This window comes from Actinoallomurus acanthiterrae, assembly GCF_054775715.1.
Map to the genome: position 1 here is coordinate 3,595,688 of NZ_BAAHCO010000001.1, position 16,124 is coordinate 3,611,811.

General features: G+C 71.6%; 13 protein-coding genes. 7 read left to right on the top strand and 6 right to left on the bottom strand.

Going from position 1 to position 16,124, the window contains the following annotated elements; translation table 11 throughout:
* The first annotated feature begins 86 nt into the window (after positions 1-86).
* Complete coding sequence (locus ACYVF7_RS17530) at positions 87-1,367, top strand: ferredoxin--NADP reductase domain-containing protein (RefSeq protein WP_460341203.1); 1,281 nt, start codon at positions 87-89, stop codon at positions 1,365-1,367.
* A gap of 304 nt (positions 1,368-1,671) precedes the next feature.
* A complete protein-coding gene (locus tag ACYVF7_RS17535; protein WP_460341206.1) occupies positions 1,672-2,487 on the top strand; it encodes a glycoside hydrolase family 16 protein in 816 nt (271 codons plus the stop codon).
* A 182-nt stretch (positions 2,488-2,669) separates the two neighbouring features.
* Here ACYVF7_RS17535 and ACYVF7_RS17540 read toward each other — a convergent pair whose 3' ends face one another.
* Positions 2,670-2,984 carry an ATP-binding protein gene (locus ACYVF7_RS17540; protein WP_460358630.1) on the bottom strand — a complete coding sequence of 105 codons (315 nt, stop codon included), beginning with the start codon at positions 2,982-2,984 and terminating at the stop codon, positions 2,670-2,672.
* On the opposite strand from ACYVF7_RS17540, the gene ACYVF7_RS17545 reads away from it, so the two are divergent.
* Complete coding sequence (locus ACYVF7_RS17545; RefSeq protein WP_460357971.1) at positions 2,886-3,581, top strand: DUF5753 domain-containing protein; 696 nt, start codon at positions 2,886-2,888, stop codon at positions 3,579-3,581. The two genes, ACYVF7_RS17540 and ACYVF7_RS17545, sit on opposite strands and share 99 nt — an antisense overlap.
* Positions 3,582-3,671: 90 nt before the next feature.
* On the opposite strand, the gene ACYVF7_RS17550 is transcribed toward ACYVF7_RS17545, so the two are convergent.
* The 5 genes from ACYVF7_RS17550 to efeU all read right to left on the bottom strand — a co-directional run bounded on the left by ACYVF7_RS17550 (position 3,672) and on the right by efeU (position 9,869).
* On the bottom strand, positions 3,672-4,121 hold the full coding sequence (locus ACYVF7_RS17550) for a hypothetical protein (protein WP_460341209.1): 450 nt from the start codon (positions 4,119-4,121) through the stop codon (positions 3,672-3,674).
* A gap of 96 nt (positions 4,122-4,217) precedes the next feature.
* Positions 4,218-6,308 carry a 3-hydroxyacyl-CoA dehydrogenase NAD-binding domain-containing protein gene (locus ACYVF7_RS17555; RefSeq protein WP_460341212.1) on the bottom strand — a complete coding sequence of 697 codons (2,091 nt, stop codon included), beginning with the start codon at positions 6,306-6,308 and terminating at the stop codon, positions 4,218-4,220.
* On the bottom strand, positions 6,305-7,507 hold the full coding sequence (locus ACYVF7_RS17560; protein ID WP_460341215.1) for a thiolase family protein: 1,203 nt from the start codon (positions 7,505-7,507) through the stop codon (positions 6,305-6,307). Before ACYVF7_RS17560 ends, ACYVF7_RS17555 begins: the two co-directional genes overlap by 4 nt.
* Positions 7,508-7,655: 148 nt before the next feature.
* On the bottom strand, positions 7,656-8,858 hold the full coding sequence (locus tag ACYVF7_RS17565; protein ID WP_460341218.1) for an FAD-dependent oxidoreductase: 1,203 nt from the start codon (positions 8,856-8,858) through the stop codon (positions 7,656-7,658).
* A 153-nt stretch (positions 8,859-9,011) separates the two neighbouring features.
* Positions 9,012-9,869, bottom strand: a complete 858-nt coding sequence (efeU, locus tag ACYVF7_RS17570) for an iron uptake transporter permease EfeU (protein WP_460341221.1) — start codon at positions 9,867-9,869, stop codon at positions 9,012-9,014.
* Positions 9,870-10,071: 202 nt separating this feature from the next.
* Between efeU and ACYVF7_RS17575 the strand changes: the two genes are divergently transcribed.
* From ACYVF7_RS17575 to ACYVF7_RS17590, 4 genes are all read left to right on the top strand, one after another.
* Complete coding sequence (locus ACYVF7_RS17575; protein WP_460341223.1) at positions 10,072-10,887, top strand: polysaccharide deacetylase family protein; 816 nt, start codon at positions 10,072-10,074, stop codon at positions 10,885-10,887.
* 680 nt (positions 10,888-11,567) lie between these two features.
* A complete protein-coding gene (locus ACYVF7_RS17580) occupies positions 11,568-13,763 on the top strand; it encodes a S53 family peptidase (RefSeq protein ID WP_460341225.1) in 2,196 nt (731 codons plus the stop codon).
* A gap of 243 nt (positions 13,764-14,006) precedes the next feature.
* The gene (locus ACYVF7_RS17585; protein WP_460341227.1) at positions 14,007-15,431 is read left to right on the top strand and encodes a sensor histidine kinase; all 1,425 of its coding nucleotides are present in this window, start codon (positions 14,007-14,009) and stop codon (positions 15,429-15,431) included.
* 40 nt (positions 15,432-15,471) lie between these two features.
* Positions 15,472-16,116, top strand: coding sequence for a LuxR C-terminal-related transcriptional regulator (locus ACYVF7_RS17590; RefSeq protein WP_460341230.1), 645 nt, complete (start codon positions 15,472-15,474; stop codon positions 16,114-16,116).
* Positions 16,117-16,124: the final 8 nt, after the last annotated feature.

Consider the following 16,124-nt stretch of genomic DNA (forward strand, 5'->3'; position numbering starts at 1 on the left):
CACAATGGCGACGTGGCGGACACACATCCGCTCCGCGTCGCGATCATCGGGTCCGGCAGGCGGGCATCTACGCCGCCGAGGCACTGGTGAAGCAGGCGGACGGGAACGTACAGGCCGACGTCTTCGACCGGCTGCCGACGCCGTACGGCCTCGTACGGTACGGCGTAGCCCCGGACCACACATCGATCAAATCCATCGCGGGCTACCTGCAGCGGGTGCTGGAGCATCCGGGAGTGCGGTTCCTCGGCGGCGTGGAGCTCGGCGGCGACATCACGCGCGACGACCTGCTCGACTGCTACGACGCGGTGATCTACGCGACCGGCGCCATGGTCGACCGGCACCTCGGCGTGCCGGGGGAGGACCTGCCCGGCAGTGTCGCCGCCACCGACTTCGTCAACTGGTACTGCGGCCATCCCGACGCGTTCGACCTCGACGTCGACCTGTCCGCCGACGAGGTCGCGGTGATCGGGGTCGGCAACGTCGCCGTCGACGTCGCGCGGATCCTCGCCAAGACCGCCGACGAGCTGCGCGCCACCGACGTGCCGGAGCCGGTGCTCGACCTGCTCGGCGGCAGCGCCGTACGCCACATCCACATGATCGGCAGGCGGGGGCCCGCGCAGGCCAAGTTCACCACCAAGGAGCTGCGCGAGCTCGGCCGGCTGCCGCACACCGAGGTGCACATCCGCGCCGAGGACATGGAGCTCGACCCGGCGAGCGCCGCGCTGGCCGAGTCCGACCGGCACGTGCGCGCCAACGTCGCGGTCATGAACGAGTGGACCGGGCGGCCGGTCGAGGGCCGCCCGCGCCGGCTCGACCTGCGCTTCTGGCTGCGGCCCGTGGAGATCCTCGGCACCGAGCGGGTCGAGGGCCTGCGCCTGGAGCACACGACGCTGAACGACGAGGGCCGGGTCGTCGGCACCGGCGCGTACGAGACCCTGCCGGTCGGGATGGTGCTGCGCTCGGTCGGATACCAGAGCGTGCCCCTGCCCGGCGTGCCCTTCGACCCACGGGCGTACGTCGTGCCGAACGACGCCGGGCGGGTGCTCGGCGAGGACGGCCGGCCGCGGCCGGGGGAGTACGTCGCCGGCTGGCTCAAGCGGGGCCCGACCGGCGTCATCGGCACGAACAAGGCCGACGCCGCCGAGACCGTCCGCGCACTGCTCGCCGACCTGGACGGCCGGGCCCGCGAGCACCCGTCCATCGAGGCACTGCTGGAGGCGCGGAACGTCCGCGCCGTGACGTACGACGACTGGCTCGGCATCGACGCCGAGGAGATCGAGCTCGCCCGGGCCCTCTCCCGTGGCGAACGGGTCAAGCTCGCCGGCTGGGACGCCCTCCGCCGCGCCTGCCGCCCACGCACCTCCTGACTCCGTCGCACCTGTCGCCCGCGCACCTCCTGACCGCACGGCGCCTGTCGCCCGCGCACCTCCTGGCTCCGCCCCGCCTGCCGTCCGCGTACGCCTGACTCCGCCGCGTACCGGGACTTCGAGCGCATCGGGACTTCGGGCTCTCTCCGTACGGGACCGGAGTCTCATCTTGGCGCGCGAGGCGTTCGACGCTGAATGAAACCCCCGACATGTGTCTGAGACGTCCGTATGCTCTTCGACGGCTTCGGGGGGAGTGGCCGTACGGCCCTCGCCGTGTCCTGTTCCCCCTCGAAGGAGTCGTTCCATGCGCCAATCCCGCCGTCTCGCCGTCGCCGCGGCCGGGACCGCCGTCGCCGTCGGTGCGGTCGTCACCGGCATCGCCGTCTCGGATGGTTCGTCGTCGAAGGCCTCCAAGGTCGGCTACTCGGACAACGCCGCACGGCAGGCCACGCCCGTGACCGGGCAGGCGACGGACGGCACCGCCGCCGCCCGGTACAAGTGGGGCAAGCCGCTCCGGGTGGAGAACTTCAGCGGCAAGGCCGTCAACAAGAAGGACTGGGAGCTGTACGAGGACCCGGGCAAGGACAAGCCGGGCGGCGAGAAGACCAAGCGGCGCCCGTCGCAGGCCAAGGTCAAGAACGGCATCCTGACGATCACGGGCCTGGCCAACGGCTGGTCCGAGGGCATGGCCTGGCACAAGGGCATCCGGAAGTACGGCCGCTGGGAGACCCGCGTCCGCGCGGCCAAGGGCTGCGGCTGCTACCACCCCGTACTGCTGCTCTGGGGTGAGAGCAAGCCCGCCGAGGTCGACTACATGGAGGACATCCAGGACCCGAACCGTACGCACCCCAACTTCTTCCTGCACTACGGGAACGACCAGCAGCTGCAGCAGCAGGTCAAGGTCGACCTGACCAAGTGGCACACCTTCGCCGTGGAGGTCACCTCCACGCAGGTCAACGGCTACGTCGACGGAAAGCGGTGGTTCCACACCACCAAGAGCGCCGCGATCCCGCGCGGCACGCTCGCGCCGACGATCCAGCTGGACTGGTTCCCCGGCGACAGCCGCACCCACACCGGTGGCAACATGCAGGTCGACTGGATCAAGCTGTACAAGGCCTGACCAACAAGGCTCTGGGACGTCGACCGCCGGCGGTCACCGCGAACGGAACGCGGTGACCGCCGGCGGTCCCATTCCGGTGTCAGGACCCTGTACGGATGCAGGTGCCGCTGACCTCCTCGGGGGCCGGTCCGGTCGAGGTACGAACGCGGCGAGCTCCTGTGCGAGCGTCGAGTCTTTGCCGCTCACTCCGGCGCTTCCAGCGCGGCCAGTTCTGCAGCCGTCAGCTCGATGCCCGGCGCGGCGATGACCACGTTCATGACCTTGGCCCGCTCGCGATAGACGACCCATCGCGCGACGGCGACTTGGTCGACGATCGAAAGACCCCGGCCGTGCTCGGCTAACTGGCCGCCTTTGTCGGAGGCCGGAAGGGGCCGGTGATCGGGGTCGGTGACGGCGATGTGGGTCCACTGGTTGCAGGCGACGACGTCCAGGCGCAGCGGCCAGGCGCCATCCGGCCAGACCCGCAGCGCGGCGGTGGCGTTGACGGCGTTCGTCACCCCAACTCGCAATACCAGGCCGAAGCTACCGGCGTGCTGGTGTTCGAGCCGCTGACCGTTCCTGGTCTGCTACAGACCGAGGACTACGCCCGCGCCGTCATCCGTGACGGTACGTCGAAGCTCTCCGAGGAGCGGATCCAGGCTCGCATCGATCTCCGGATGCGCAGACAACAGGCGCTGTACGACGATCCGCCGCTGGAAGTCATCGCGGTCATCGATGAGTCAGTACTCCACCGGGTCGTCGGCGGACGGGAGGTCATGCGGGCACAGTTCGAACGCCTGCAGAAGGTCGCGCAGCTCCCGAATGTCACCGTCCAGCTCGTCCCGTTCGACGCAGGGGCGCATGCAGGCATGTCTGGATCGTTCAATAACGCTCCAAGATCTGTCCGACGCCTCGTGGAGAAAAAGCATCAGAAGCCAGAACGGCTCCTCGTGCGTCGAAGTCACAGTGTTGATCGAGCGTTCCAACAAGTAGGACCTGCTCTTCCTGCGTCGTCCCGTCAGGAGGGAATTTTCCCGGCTGAGGGCACGGTGCCGAGAAGGGCATGGCCACCCGTAGCGACGAGAGGCCGATCGCCGTCGTCCGAAGACCGATGATCCCCGGCGACAGGCGCACCCATATCGGCGACACCATGCAGGTCGACTGGATCAAGCTGTACAAGGCCTAATGCGGAGACGCGTTCGCCCTCACCAGCTGCGGAGTCCGCGGAGCTCCTGGATCAACCCGCTCAGCCAGGGGCTCTGCGGCCCGGGCAGCCGGTCAAGCGGTCCCCCGTCCGCGGCGGCGAGGATCCGCGCCGCGCACGACGTCAGCGTGTCGAACCACAGCCAGTCCGGCAGCTCGGCGTTCGGCTCGTAGGCCGGCGTAACGCCGAGCCGTTCCTCTTCGGCGGTCTCCCACGGGAACGGGTCTGTGCCCTCGGCGACTGGGCCGGACGTCGTGCCGACTGTGACCGCCGCCGGCTCGAGCCGTACCTCCAGCCAGCGATTACAGTCGTCGATCCGCGTCGCCACCCGGGCCCCGCAGGAGTCACAGGCGAGGTTGGGACCGGCGCCTCCGTCCAGGGACCAGCATCCGGTGTGGCAACGCTCGATGATCAGCCGGGTGTTGCGGGTGTTCCCCGGGCGCCAGCACATAGGTGTTTCGCCCCGTGTTCGGCGCGGGCGGACGGAGACGTGCCGGCGTCCGGGAACGCGCGCCCCGGCACATCGTGCCGGGGCGCACGCCGGACGTCAGGAGTGGAAGCGCACGCCGTTGACCTTCTCGGCGATGCCGGTGCGGTCGAGGTACGGCGTGATGCCGCCCAGGTGGAACGGCCAGCCCGCGCCGAGGATCAGGCACAGGTCGATGTCCTCGGGCGCCGCGACGACGCCTTCGTCCAGCATGATCTTGATCTCTTCGGCGAGCGCGTCGAGCGCCCGGGCGAGGACCTGCTCCTCGGTGGACGGCGAGGCGCCGCCCTCGAACAGGGCGACGGCCTCCGGGTCGAGCGTGAAGTCGGGGCGGTAGACCCCGGGCTTGCCCGCCGCGACCAGCTTGGCCAGGCCCTCCGAGAGCGGGAACCGGTCCGGGAACGCCGCGTGCAGCGTCTCACCGACGTGCAGGGCGATGGCCGGGCCGACCAGGCCCATGAGCACGAACGGCGACATCGGCAGGCCGAGCGGGTTGGTGGAGCGCTCGACGACCTCGATCGGCGTGCCCTCCTCCACCGTCGTGAGGATCGCCGCCTGCAGCCGCAGCAGGATGCGGTTGACCACGAACGCGGGCGCGTCTTTGACCAGCACGCAGGACTTCTTCAGCGCCTTTCCGGTGGCGAACGCCGTGGCGAGGGCGGCGTCGTCGGTCCGCTCGCCCCGGACGATCTCCAGCAGCGGCAGCACCGCGACCGGGTTGAAGAAGTGGAACCCGACGACCCGCTCCGGGTGCTTCAGCTTGGCGGCCATCTCGCTCACCGACAGCGACGAGGTGTTGGTGGCCAGCACGCACTCCGGCGAGACGACCGCCTCGACCTCGGCGAAGACCTTCTGCTTGACGCCCATCTCCTCGAAGACGGCCTCGATCACGAAGTCGGCGTCGGCGAAGGCGTCCTTGGTCAGCGAGCCGGTGACCAGGCCCTTGAGCCGCGATGCCTCGTCCGCCGAGACGCGGCCCTTGCCGAGCAGCTTGTCGATCTCGGCGTGGACGTAGCCGACGCCCTTGTCGAGGCGCTCCTGGTCCAGGTCGGTGAGCACGACGGGGACGTTCAGCCGCCGGGCGAACAGCAGGGCCAGCTGCGAGGCCATCAGCCCGGCGCCGACCACACCGACCTTGGTCACCGGCCGGGCGAGGGCCTTGTCGGGCGCGCCGGCGGGCCGCTTGGCGCGCTTCTGCACCAGGTCGAAGGAGTACAGGCCGGACTTGAGCTCGGGGCTCATGATCAGGTCGGCCAGGGCGTCGTCCTCCGCGGCGAAGCCCTCGTCGCGGGTGCGGTCCTTGGCCGCCGCGACCAGGTCCAGCGCCCGCAGCGGCGCGGGGGCCGCGCCGTGCAGCTTGCCCTCGGCGAACCATCGCGCCTGCGCGACGGCGTCGTCCCAGGCCTTGCCGGTGTCGACCTCGGCGCGCGCGACCGCCACCTCGCCGGTCAGCACCCGGGCGGCCCAGCGCAGCGACTCCTCCAGGAAGTCCGCCGGCTCGAACATCGCGTCCGCGACGCCCAGCTCGAAGGCCTGCGGCCCGCGGAGCATCTTGTTCTGGTTGAGGGGGTTCTCGATGATGACCTTGAGGGCCTTCTCCGCGCCGATCAGCCGGGGCAGCAGGTACGTCCCGCCCCAGCCGGGGACCAGGCCGAGGAAGCACTCGGGCAGCGCGAGCGCGGGCACGCCGGAGGAGATCGTCCGGTACGTGCAGTGCAGCGCCACCTCGACGCCGCCGCCCATCGCCGCGCCGTTCACGAACGCGAAGGACGGCACGTTCAGCTCGCCGAGCCGCCGGAACACGTCGTGCCCGAGCCGCGCGACCAGCTTGGCCTGCTCGCGGTCGCCCAGCGCCGACACGCCCTTGAGGTCCGCGCCGACCGCGAAGATGAACGGTTTGCCGGTGACGCCGACCGCCGCGACGTCGTCACGCGCCGCCACCTGGTCGAGGGCGTCGTTCAGCGCCAGCAGGCCGTGCGGCCCGAAGGTGTTCGGCTTGGTGTGGTCGAACCCGTTGTCGAGCGTGATCAGCGCCATGGTGCCCGCGCCGTACGGCAACTCGACGTCGCGTACGCGCGCGTGCGTCACGACCTCGTCATGGTCGACATTGCCGGCGTCCAGCCGGGAACGCCACGTCTGCACCGTGCTCACTTGCCCCCCTCGAAGTTCGGGTTCTCCCAGAGCACGGTGCCGCCCATGCCCATCCCGACACACATGGTCGTCAGGCCGAAGCGAACGTCCGGCCGCTCGGCGAACTGGCGGGCCAGCTGCATCATCAGCCGCACGCCGGAGGACGCCAGGGGGTGGCCCAGCGCGATGGCGCCGCCCCAGGGGTTCACGCGCGGATCGTCGTCGGCGACCTTGAAGTGGTCGAGGAAGGCGATCACCTGCACCGCGAACGCCTCGTTGATCTCGATCAGGCCGATGTCGTCCATCGTGATCGCGTTGCGGGCCAGGAGCTTCTCGGTGGCCGGCACCGGGCCGACGCCCATGACCTCCGGCTCGACCCCCGCGAAGGCGTAGTCGACCAGCCGCATCCGGACCGGAAGGCCCAGCTCGGCGGCGACGTCCTCGGCGGCGACGATGCAGCCGGTGGCGCCGTCGTTGAGCCCGGCGGCGTTGCCCGCTGTGACGTGGCCGTGCGGCCGGAACGGCGTCTTCAGGCCGGCCAGCCCCTCCAGCGTCGTGCCTGGGCGCGGCGGCTCGTCCGCGGTCGCCAGGCCGTAGCCCTTCTCCTGCGAACGGATCGCCATCGGCACCAGGTCCGGCTGGATCTTCCCGGCCTCGTACGCGGCGGCCACCTTCTGCTGGCTGCGCAGGGCGTACGCGTCGGCGCGCTCACGGGTGATGTGCGGGAACCGGTCGTGAAGGTTCTCCGCCGTCGACCCCATCACCAGGGCGGAGGGGTCGACGAGCTTCTCGGCCAGGAACCGCGGGTTCGGGTCGACGCCCTCGCCCATCGGGTGCCGGCCCATGTGCTCGACGCCGCCGGCGATGGCGACGTCGTACGCGCCGAAGGCGATGCCGCCCGCCACGGTCGTCACGGCGGTCATCGCGCCGGCGCACATGCGGTCGATGGCGTACCCGGGGACGCTCTTCGGCAGCCCGGCCAGGACGGCGGCCGAGCGGCCGATCGTGAGGCCCTGGTCGCCGATCTGGGTGGTCGCGGCGATGGCGACCTCGTCGACCCGGTCCGCAGGCAGGGAGGGGTTGCGCCTCCGCAGCTCGCGGATCACCCGGACGATGAGATCATCAGCGCGGGTCTCGGCGTACAGCCCCTTGGGGCCCGCCTTGCCGAACGGCGTGCGAACGCCGTCGACGAAGACCACGTCACGTGCGGTACGGGGCACGGTCGGTTCTCCTTCTGACAGAGCCTGCGGAGCACTGCTGGGTACTCCTACCCATAGGTTACTCATCAGTAACGACTGACGGGTAACCCGGGGTCGCCCGTCGCGCGGGCCCGGCCTGTCCGTGTCCGCGGGCGTGCGCACCGGGCGGTCAGAACGCGACGGGCGCGTCCCAGTCGATGTGGTGCTCGAACAGCCACGCCATCTTCGCCATCGACTTGGGGCCGGCGGCGTTCCGCAGGATGAACGGGAGGGCCAGGTCTCGCAGGACGCGGCCGGTCAGGCCCTGCTTCTTGGTGTTGTTCATCCCCGAGCCCCAGGCCACCACCCGCTCCACACGCTCGCGACGGAGCCTCTCGTACGCGCCCAGCGCCCGCGGGATGTCCGGGGCGTCGCGCAGGCAGCGGGCGAGTGTGACGGCGTCCTCGGCGGCCTGGGAGGCGCCCTGGCCGGAGGAGGGGGAGACGGCGTGGGCCGCGTCGCCGATGACGACCATCCGGCCGGTGTGCCAGGTCGGCACGTTCGGCAGGTCGTACTGGTTGGTCAGCGGGAAGTCGCCGGACATCGACCGTACGATGCGCGCCCCCGGCGTCCGGTCCGTCGACAGCATGCCCACGAGCTCCTCGCGGAGGCGGTCGGTCGTCAGTGTGCGGAGCTCCTCGCGCGACCGTTCTTTGGCCCGGGGCGGGTTGGCGAACCACCAGATCTCACCGTCGGGGCTCACGGTGTACCCGAAGAAGCAGTTCTTCCCCCAGATCATGACGTAGTCGCCCGGCTCGGCGTCGATGCCCGTGTCGCGGGTGAAGCCGCCGGTGTTGCCGAGGCCGGTGTAGCGCGGGGCCGGATTGGCCGGGTCGATGAGGGAGCGGGTCGCCGAGTGCACGCCGTCGGCGCCGACCAGGAGGTCTCCTTCGGCGGTGCTCCCGTCGGCGAACCGCGCCACCACGCGCCCGCCGGCCGTCGTCGCGCCGACCAGGCGCTTGCCGTGCTCGATCGGGACTCCGCGCCGCTCGGCCTCCGCGTACAGGCCGCCGTACAGGTCCGCCCGCCGGATGGTGTGGGTGGCCGTGCCGTCGGTGAGCGTCGGCCCGAGGGGCATGACCCCGAGCTGCTTGCCGGTGCCGCTGAGGAAGCGCATGTGGCCGGAGGGGAAGCCGGCCGAGGTGACGACCTTGTCGGCGTCGACCGCCCGCAGCGCGTCCAGCCCGTTCACCGCCACGGTCAGGTAGACGCCGTGGGCGAGGCCGGAGCTGTGCTCGTACGCCTCGTAGATCATCGGGTCCAGTCCCGCCTTCTTCGCGGCGATGCCCGCCACCGCGCCGGCCACGCCGCCGCCCACGATCAGTACTCGCATCACGACACCTCTGTTCGCTCGGAGATAGGTCTTCTCTTGATGAGAGCATCTTGATATTAGAGTATCTTGTTAGTCAAGAGAGATTCGCTCCGGGAACGCGAAAGCCCCCGGCCGGGACGGCCGGGGGCGAGAGGTCGGGCTGGGCGGTCGGAGTCAGCCTTGGGCGGGCGCCGGTTGCCGCTGCGGCTTGGGAGCGGCCGGCTTGGCCGGGCGGAGGAACAGGATCATGACCGGTACGAGGTAGAGCACCCACATCACGGCCTGGACCACGGTCACCTGGGGCGTGAGGTTGAAGACGCCCTGCAGGGCGGTCTGCAGCCACTGACCGGCGGTGCCCATGCCCTGGAACCAGGTGTGCGGCTGGAACGCGTACGACGTGAGCCCCGGCAGGATCCCGGCCTCCTGGAGGTCGTGGAAGCCGTAGCCGAAGACGCCGGCGGCCACCACGATGAGCGCCGCGCCGGTGATGGTGAAGAAGCGCTTGAGGTTGAGCTTCAGCCCGCCGCGGTACAGCAGGTAGCCCAGCAGGGCGGCGGTGAGCAGGCCGAGCACGGCGCCGATGATCGGCTCGGTGGTGTTGTTGGCGGCGTTGATGTTGGTCCACAGGAAGAGGGCCGTCTCCAGGCCCTCCCGTCCGACCGCCAGGAGCGCCACGGCGAACAGCGCGCCGGTGCCGAGGGACAACGCGCCCTCGAGCTTGCCCTCGAGCTCGGCCTTCATGAACCGCGCGGCCCGGCGCATCCAGAAGACCATCCACGTCACGAGGCCGACCGCGATGAGCGAGAGGGTGCCGCCGAATGCCTCCTGCGTCTTGAACTGCATCTCGCCCGAGGCGAAGCTCAGCAGCACGCAGAACGCGACGCTGATCCCGATCGCGGTGCCGATGCCGGCCCAGACCGGAGCGAGTGCCCGTCGGTTGCCCGACTTCACCAGGTACGCGATGAGGATGCTGACGACCAGCGACGCTTCGAGCCCTTCGCGCAGGCCGATGAGGAAGTTGCCGAGCAGCAAGGGGACGCGCTCCTTTGAACCGGGGAGTCTTAGGCAAACCTAACCTAACCGAGTGTGCGGGAGGGGGTCGTCGAACGCAAGCCCGGATTGTCACTCAAAGCCCGATTACGGTGTCTAATGCGTCACGTCCCTGTAGTGGTTCCTCTGTTGCGATCAGGTCACGTGTGTCCAGCGGTACCAGTTAGGGCATAGCGTTTGACACGTGGAGTTTCGGGATGTCGTGACGCGCCGTCGCATGATCACTCTCGGTGCCGCCAGCGCCGCTCTTCTGCTCGCCGGAGACAGAGTCAAGGGGATCCCCGCGGCGAACCGGCATACCCTCGCCCGGGGCCGGGCCGTCATCCCGCCCGCGAACACCTCCCCGACGCCCACCCCCAAGCCTCCGACGCCGACGCCGTTGCCGCCGCTGCCGCGCCGCAAGGAGGCCATCCATCAGGTGCACGACGTCATCCCGACCGCACCGCCCAACGCGATCTCGCTCACCATCGACGACGGCCCGCACCCGGAGTGGACGCCGAAGATGCTCGACCTGCTGGCCGAGCACGAGGTGAAGGCGACGTTCTCGCTCATCGGCATCCAGGTGAAGCAGTTCCCGAAGCTGGCGCAGCAGATCGCCGCGGCGGGCCACCAGATCTGCAACCACACGATGAACCACCCGCTGGACATCGCCTCGTTGTCGTCCCGGAAGGTCGACAAGGAGATCACCGAGGCGCACGACCGCATCTGCGACGCCACCGGGGTCGTGCCGAAGTTCTTCCGCTCGCCGGGCGGGGCGTGGTCGCGCGCGGTGTTCGGCTCGGCGGCGCGGCACGGGATGCTGCCGATCGACTGGGACATCGACCCGCGCGACTGGGCCCGCCCGGGCACCCGCCGCATCAAGCGGAGCCTGCTGGAGGCCAAGGGCGGGGACATCCTCCTGTGCCACGACGGCGGAGGCGACCGCTCCGAGACGATCAAAGCCCTGGGCCAGGTCATCCCGAAGCTGAAGGCCCGCGGACTGTCCTTCGTCCTGCTCTGACCGCCCGCTCCGCCAGTGTCGTACGGCCTGACCGTGCCGTAGGTTCGGCCGCGCTGTGGGTCCGGCCGAGTTGTACGGGGCAGCCAAGGTAGCCGAAAAGGGGCAGCGGTCAGCGTCGTCGGTTGGGGGTCGCGTTGGTGCTGCCGGCGGGTGAGGGCGTCGGCTGAGACGCGGGCGTAGCGGGCGACGTTGGTGTGCCCGGAGAACGCGAGCAGGGTGAAGGTGTTCGCGCCGTCCTCGGCGGCACGCGTCAAGGCGCTGTGACGGAGCTGATGCAGCGTCCACGGCCCGCTGGGGCAGGTCGCGGTCGCCGCGATGAACAACTCGGCGGCGCGAGTAGGACAGGCGCGCCCGCCCGGTGCCGGGGTCTGGATCGGCGGTGGCGAGCTGGACGCGTGCCTTGCGGTCGGTGAGGAACAGCCGGCGCCGGGCAGCTCGCCCAGGGCGGTCTCGGCGACGAGGGTGGCGAGCCTCGGCGGCGTCCTGCGAGGGGATGAAGCCCGCACCGAACTGGGCGGTCTGCGGCGGGGTCTGCGTACGGGTGCAGGGCCCGGCCGGCGCACGGGTTGGGGGAAATCCCCCAGGCGAAGACGGAGGTCAGCCGCATTCCGGGCGGAGGACTGCGTGGATAGCTTCGAGACCTTGGTTCGAGACACCCTTCCCCCATCGAGGTGAGATCAATGCGCGTTTCGCCGCCGGTCGGCCGCCGTCCGCGGGGCGGTGGCTTCCTGGGCGTCGTGGTGGCCGGCGTCGCGATCGCGTGCGCCGGAGTGCCGTCCACCGCGTTCGCGGCCGGGCATGGCCCCGTCGGCGGACGGCACGGGCTGCCGGGCTACGTGCCGCTGTGGACGCTGCCGCCGAAGGTCGGGGGCACCGACTCCGCGGATCTGGGGCCGGCGCTGGCCGGTGCGCCGATCGCCGCCCGGGTGTACCTGGCCGGGCGCGACCCGCGTGGGCTCGCGGCCTACGCGGCGGCGGTCGCCGACCCACACGGCGCGCTGTTCCATCGCTACCTGACGCCCGCCGAGGTGCGGCGGCGGTTCGATCCAGCGCGCGGCCAGGTCGCGGCGGTACGGTCCTGGCTGGCCGCCGCCGGGCTGAGCGTCACCGCGGAGAACCCGCATTACCTGTCGGTGCGCGGGAGTGCGGCCGAGGCCGCGCGCGCGTTCGGCGTCGCCTGGCATGGCTACCGGGTCGGTGCGCTCACCGAGCAGGCGCCCCCGCCGGGGGCACGGCTCAGCGTCCCGGCGCGGGTCGCCGGGGCCGTGCTGACCATGGCGCCGACCGAGATCGGCCTGCCCGGCTCCGACGGCGAACCCGCGGCGGCCGGCACGCCCGCCGCGCCGGGCCGCGCCGAGACTGCTTCGGTCTCACCGGGCCGCGCCGGGACCGCTTCGGTCTCACCGGGCCGCGCAGGCACCGCCACCCCGGCCTCGCGCGCGGCCGGATCGGCACCGGCCGGGTCCGTTGCGGCCGCGGCGTTGCCCTGCTCGGAGTATTACGGGCAACGGCGGGCGACGAATCTGCCGCCCGCCTACGGCCGGACGGCGCCCTACGCGGGGTGCGGCTACACCCCGCAGCAACTCCGCGGCGCCTACGGGGTTCCGGCCGGCCTGACCGGCAAGGGCGTGCGAGTCGCCGTGGTCGGCCCCGGGCGCAACGCCGCGACTCCGGGTGATGTGGCGCGATTCGCGAGCGACCGCGGTGTGCCGCTGCGGCCCGGCCAGTTCACCGAGATCATCCCGCCCGGGCTGGACGCCTCGTGCGGCGGCCGGGAGTTCCCGTTCGCCGAGGACTACATGGCCATCGAGGCCGTGCACGGGATGGCGCCCGACGCGGACATCGTCTACCTCGGCGCGAAATGCGACGACGACGATCAGGCCCTGTCGATGCTCGACGAGCTCGGCACCGTCACCGACCGGCACCTGGCCGGGATCGTCAGCGGGCGGACGATCAGGCACTACGATCCCGACCCCTCGCCCGGGCTGATCGCCGCTTACGAGCAGATCTTCCAGCGGGGCGCGGCCGAGGGGATCGGCTTCTACAACGGCACCGCGGACCACGGTGACGGATCGAACTGCCAGATCACCGGGGAATGCCATCCCATCCCTTCCAAGCCCGCGATCAGCTACCCCGCCGGCGACCCGTGGGTGACGGCGGTGGGCGGCACCAGCCTGGCGATCGGGGCGCGCCGCCAGTACCTGTGGGAGACCGGCTGGGGTGACCACATCGCCGGGCTGACCCCGGACGGGAAGAGCTGGGCGCAGCCGCCGGGCGCGTTCGCCTTCGGCGGGGGTGGCGGCCCCAGCGACGTGCTCGGGCAGCCGTCCTACCAGCGCGAGACGGTGCCCGAGGCGCTCAGCCAGGCACACGGATCCGGCGTGCCGATGCGCGTCGTGCCCGATGTCGCGGCCGACGCCGGCAGCGGCACCGGCGTCCGCGCCGGCCTCACTGTGCCGCCGGGCCAGGGACTGCCGCCCGGCTACCGGGAGATCGCCGTCGGCGGGACCAGCGTCGCGACGCCGGAGTTCGTGGGCATGCAGGCCGACGCCCAGCAGGCCGCGGGCGAGCCGATCGGGTTCGCCAACCCGGTCATCTACGCGCGCTACGGCACCTCGGCCTACCACGACGTCACCGACCACCCGTTCGGCCAGGGCGTTCCCCTATTCGCCGCGGGACCGGTCGCCAACCAGATCCCGGGACTCCCCACCGAGCCCTACCTCGACACCTTCGGCCTCGACCAGAGCCTGGCCGCAACCCCCGGCTACGACGACGTGACCGGCGTCGGCACGCTCACCACCGGCTACTTCGACTCCTTTCGGCCATGTCACCAGCGCAGCATCGGGAGCGGGCGGACCGGGTGCCGCATTCCGTAGCCGAGCAGGCAGCGGGCAGGAAGCGCTGAGAGCCCAGATACGGGAGTTCGGCGACGACCGTTCGGATCGTGGTGCGGCCGATCCGGCCGCGGAGCAGTCCCCGGCCGACGTCGACCAGGTCCGCCCGGCGGAACGTGGCGGCCAACCGGTCGCCGGCCGGCCTGACCGAGTACGCCGCCGCGAACGACGTCCCGCGCTCGCGCATCGGCGAGGTGCCGACCACCGCTCAGGAGACTGGAGACCATGCGAGACCGACCAGCGGAAGCGACCCTGGAGCCTGCGGGCGACCCCTCGGGCGAGACCCCTGGCAAGCCCGCGGGTAAGGCCCTGGGCCGGCCGGGCGCACTGCGCGCCGTCCTCACCGCCCCCTTCACCCGCCGCGCCTGGGCCGAGACCGCGTACTGCCTCCTCGGTTTTCCGGTCGCGCTGGTCGGATTCGTTCTCGTGCTGACCCTCCTCACCTACGGCGTCGGGCTCACCGCCTCGCTGGTCGGTGCCGTCCTGGGACTGACCCTCACCGTCCTCGCCCTCGGCCTCTCCCGCGTCCTCGCGGCATTCCACCGGGCCCTGGCCGCAGGCCTGTTGGGGGAGCGGGTCACCGCGCCGGCGCGGCCCCGCCCCTCCGGCGGGTTCTTCGCCCGGCTGGACGCTCGGCTGCGGGACGAGGCGGGCTGGCGCGCGGCCGCGTACCTGCTGGTGAAGCTGCCGGTCGCGGTCTTCGAACTGTACGCGGCGGCCTGGTGGCTGATCGGAGGGTTCGATCTCATCACGCCGTTGCGCTGGGTGGTCTTCTATCAGCAGGTGGGCACCGCCGGCGGCTCGGTCATGCGGACGATCTCGCCGTTCCCGGGCGGCGCAGGGGCCCCGCACGCCGGCAGTTTCGCCGGCACCTTCCTCACCGCCGGCATCGGCGCGCTGACACTGCTCGCCGCCCCCTGGTTCACCCGCGGGGTGGTCGCGGTGGACCGCTGGCTGTTGCGTGCCCTGCTCGGGCCGGGCGAACTCGCCCAGCGGGTACGCGACTTGGAGGAGACCCGGGCGCTGGCCGTGGACGACTCGGCGGCGCTGCTGCGCAGGCTGGAGCGGGACCTCCACGACGGGGCGCAGGTCCGACTGGTCGCGTTGGCGATGAGCCTGGACATGGCCAAGGAGCGGCTCGGCCCCGCGGGCGGACCGGTGACCGACCCCGAGGGGGCGCGCGAGCTGGTCGAGACCGCCCACCGCAACGCCGGCGAGGTCCTCTCCGAACTCCGCGACCTCTCCCGCGGCATCCACCCCCCGGTGCTGGACGAGGGCCTGCCGGACGCGCTGGCCACCCTCGCCGCGCGCAGCTCCGTACCGGTCGAGCTCTCGGCGGACCTGCCGCAGGACGAGTCTCAGCGCCCGACGCCGGCCATCGAGACCATCGCCTACTTCTGCGCGGCCGAGCTGCTGACCAATGTGATCAAGCACAGCGGTGCCGGGCACGCGGTACTGCGCGCCGAGCAGCGGGACGAGCGGCTGCGGCTGTGGGTGACCGACGACGGCCGCGGCGGCGCCGCGCTCGGCGCGGGCACGGGTCTGCCGGGCCTCGCCCAGCGCGTCCGTACGGTCGACGGCAGCATTCGGATCAGCAGCCCTGCGGGCGGCCCGACCGCGGTGGAGATCGAACTCCCCCTGCACGCGTGAAACCCCGTCGGGAGCCGGACGCCGTGAGAGCATGCGGGCCATGCGCATCGTGATCGCCGAGGATGCCGCCGTACTGCGGGAGCTGCTCGCCCAGATGCTCACCGAGCGCGGGAACGAGGTCTGCGCCGCCGTCGCGGACGCCGACGCGCTGCGCTCCGCCGTCGCCGAGCACCGGCCCGACGTCACCGTCGTCGATATCCGGATGCCGCCCACCCACAGCGACGAAGGCCTGCGGGCCGCGATCGACATTCGCCGGGAGCACCCCGGCACCGGCGTGCTGCTCTTCTCCCAGTACATCGAGACCAGGTTCGCGACCCGGCTGCTGGCCGCGGGCTCCGCGGGCGTCGGCTATCTGCTCAAGGACCGGGTCGCCGACACCGCTGAGTTCACCGAGGCGCTGGCCCGGGTCGCCGCCGGCGGCACCGCCCTCGACCCCGAGGTGGTCACCCAGCTGGCGGGCGGCGGTCGGCGGACCGCGGAAATCGAGTCGCTCACCGCGCGCGAGCGCGAGGTGCTGGCGCTGATGGCGGAGGGCAGGTCCAACGCGGCCATCGCGCAGACCCTGGTGGTGTCCACGGGCACGGTGGAGAAGCATGTGGCGGCGATCTTCGGCAAGCTCGGCCTGCCCTCCTCGGAGGACGCCAACCGGCGGGTGCTGGCAGTACTGCGCTATCTGGAAGCGTGAAGGGGGCC

Coding starts and splice junctions, on each gene's coding strand:
- ACYVF7_RS17590 (WP_460341230.1), top strand. CDS start 15,472: ATGCGCATCGTGATCGCCGAGGATGCCGCCGTACTGCGGGAGCTGCTC.
- ACYVF7_RS17550 (WP_460341209.1), bottom strand. CDS start 4,121: ATGTGCTGGCGCCCGGGGAACACCCGCAACACCCGGCTGATCATCGAG.
- ACYVF7_RS17585 (WP_460341227.1), top strand. CDS start 14,007: ATGCGAGACCGACCAGCGGAAGCGACCCTGGAGCCTGCGGGCGACCCC.
- ACYVF7_RS17535 (WP_460341206.1), top strand. CDS start 1,672: ATGCGCCAATCCCGCCGTCTCGCCGTCGCCGCGGCCGGGACCGCCGTC.
- ACYVF7_RS17580 (WP_460341225.1), top strand. CDS start 11,568: ATGCGCGTTTCGCCGCCGGTCGGCCGCCGTCCGCGGGGCGGTGGCTTC.
- ACYVF7_RS17565 (WP_460341218.1), bottom strand. CDS start 8,858: ATGCGAGTACTGATCGTGGGCGGCGGCGTGGCCGGCGCGGTGGCGGGC.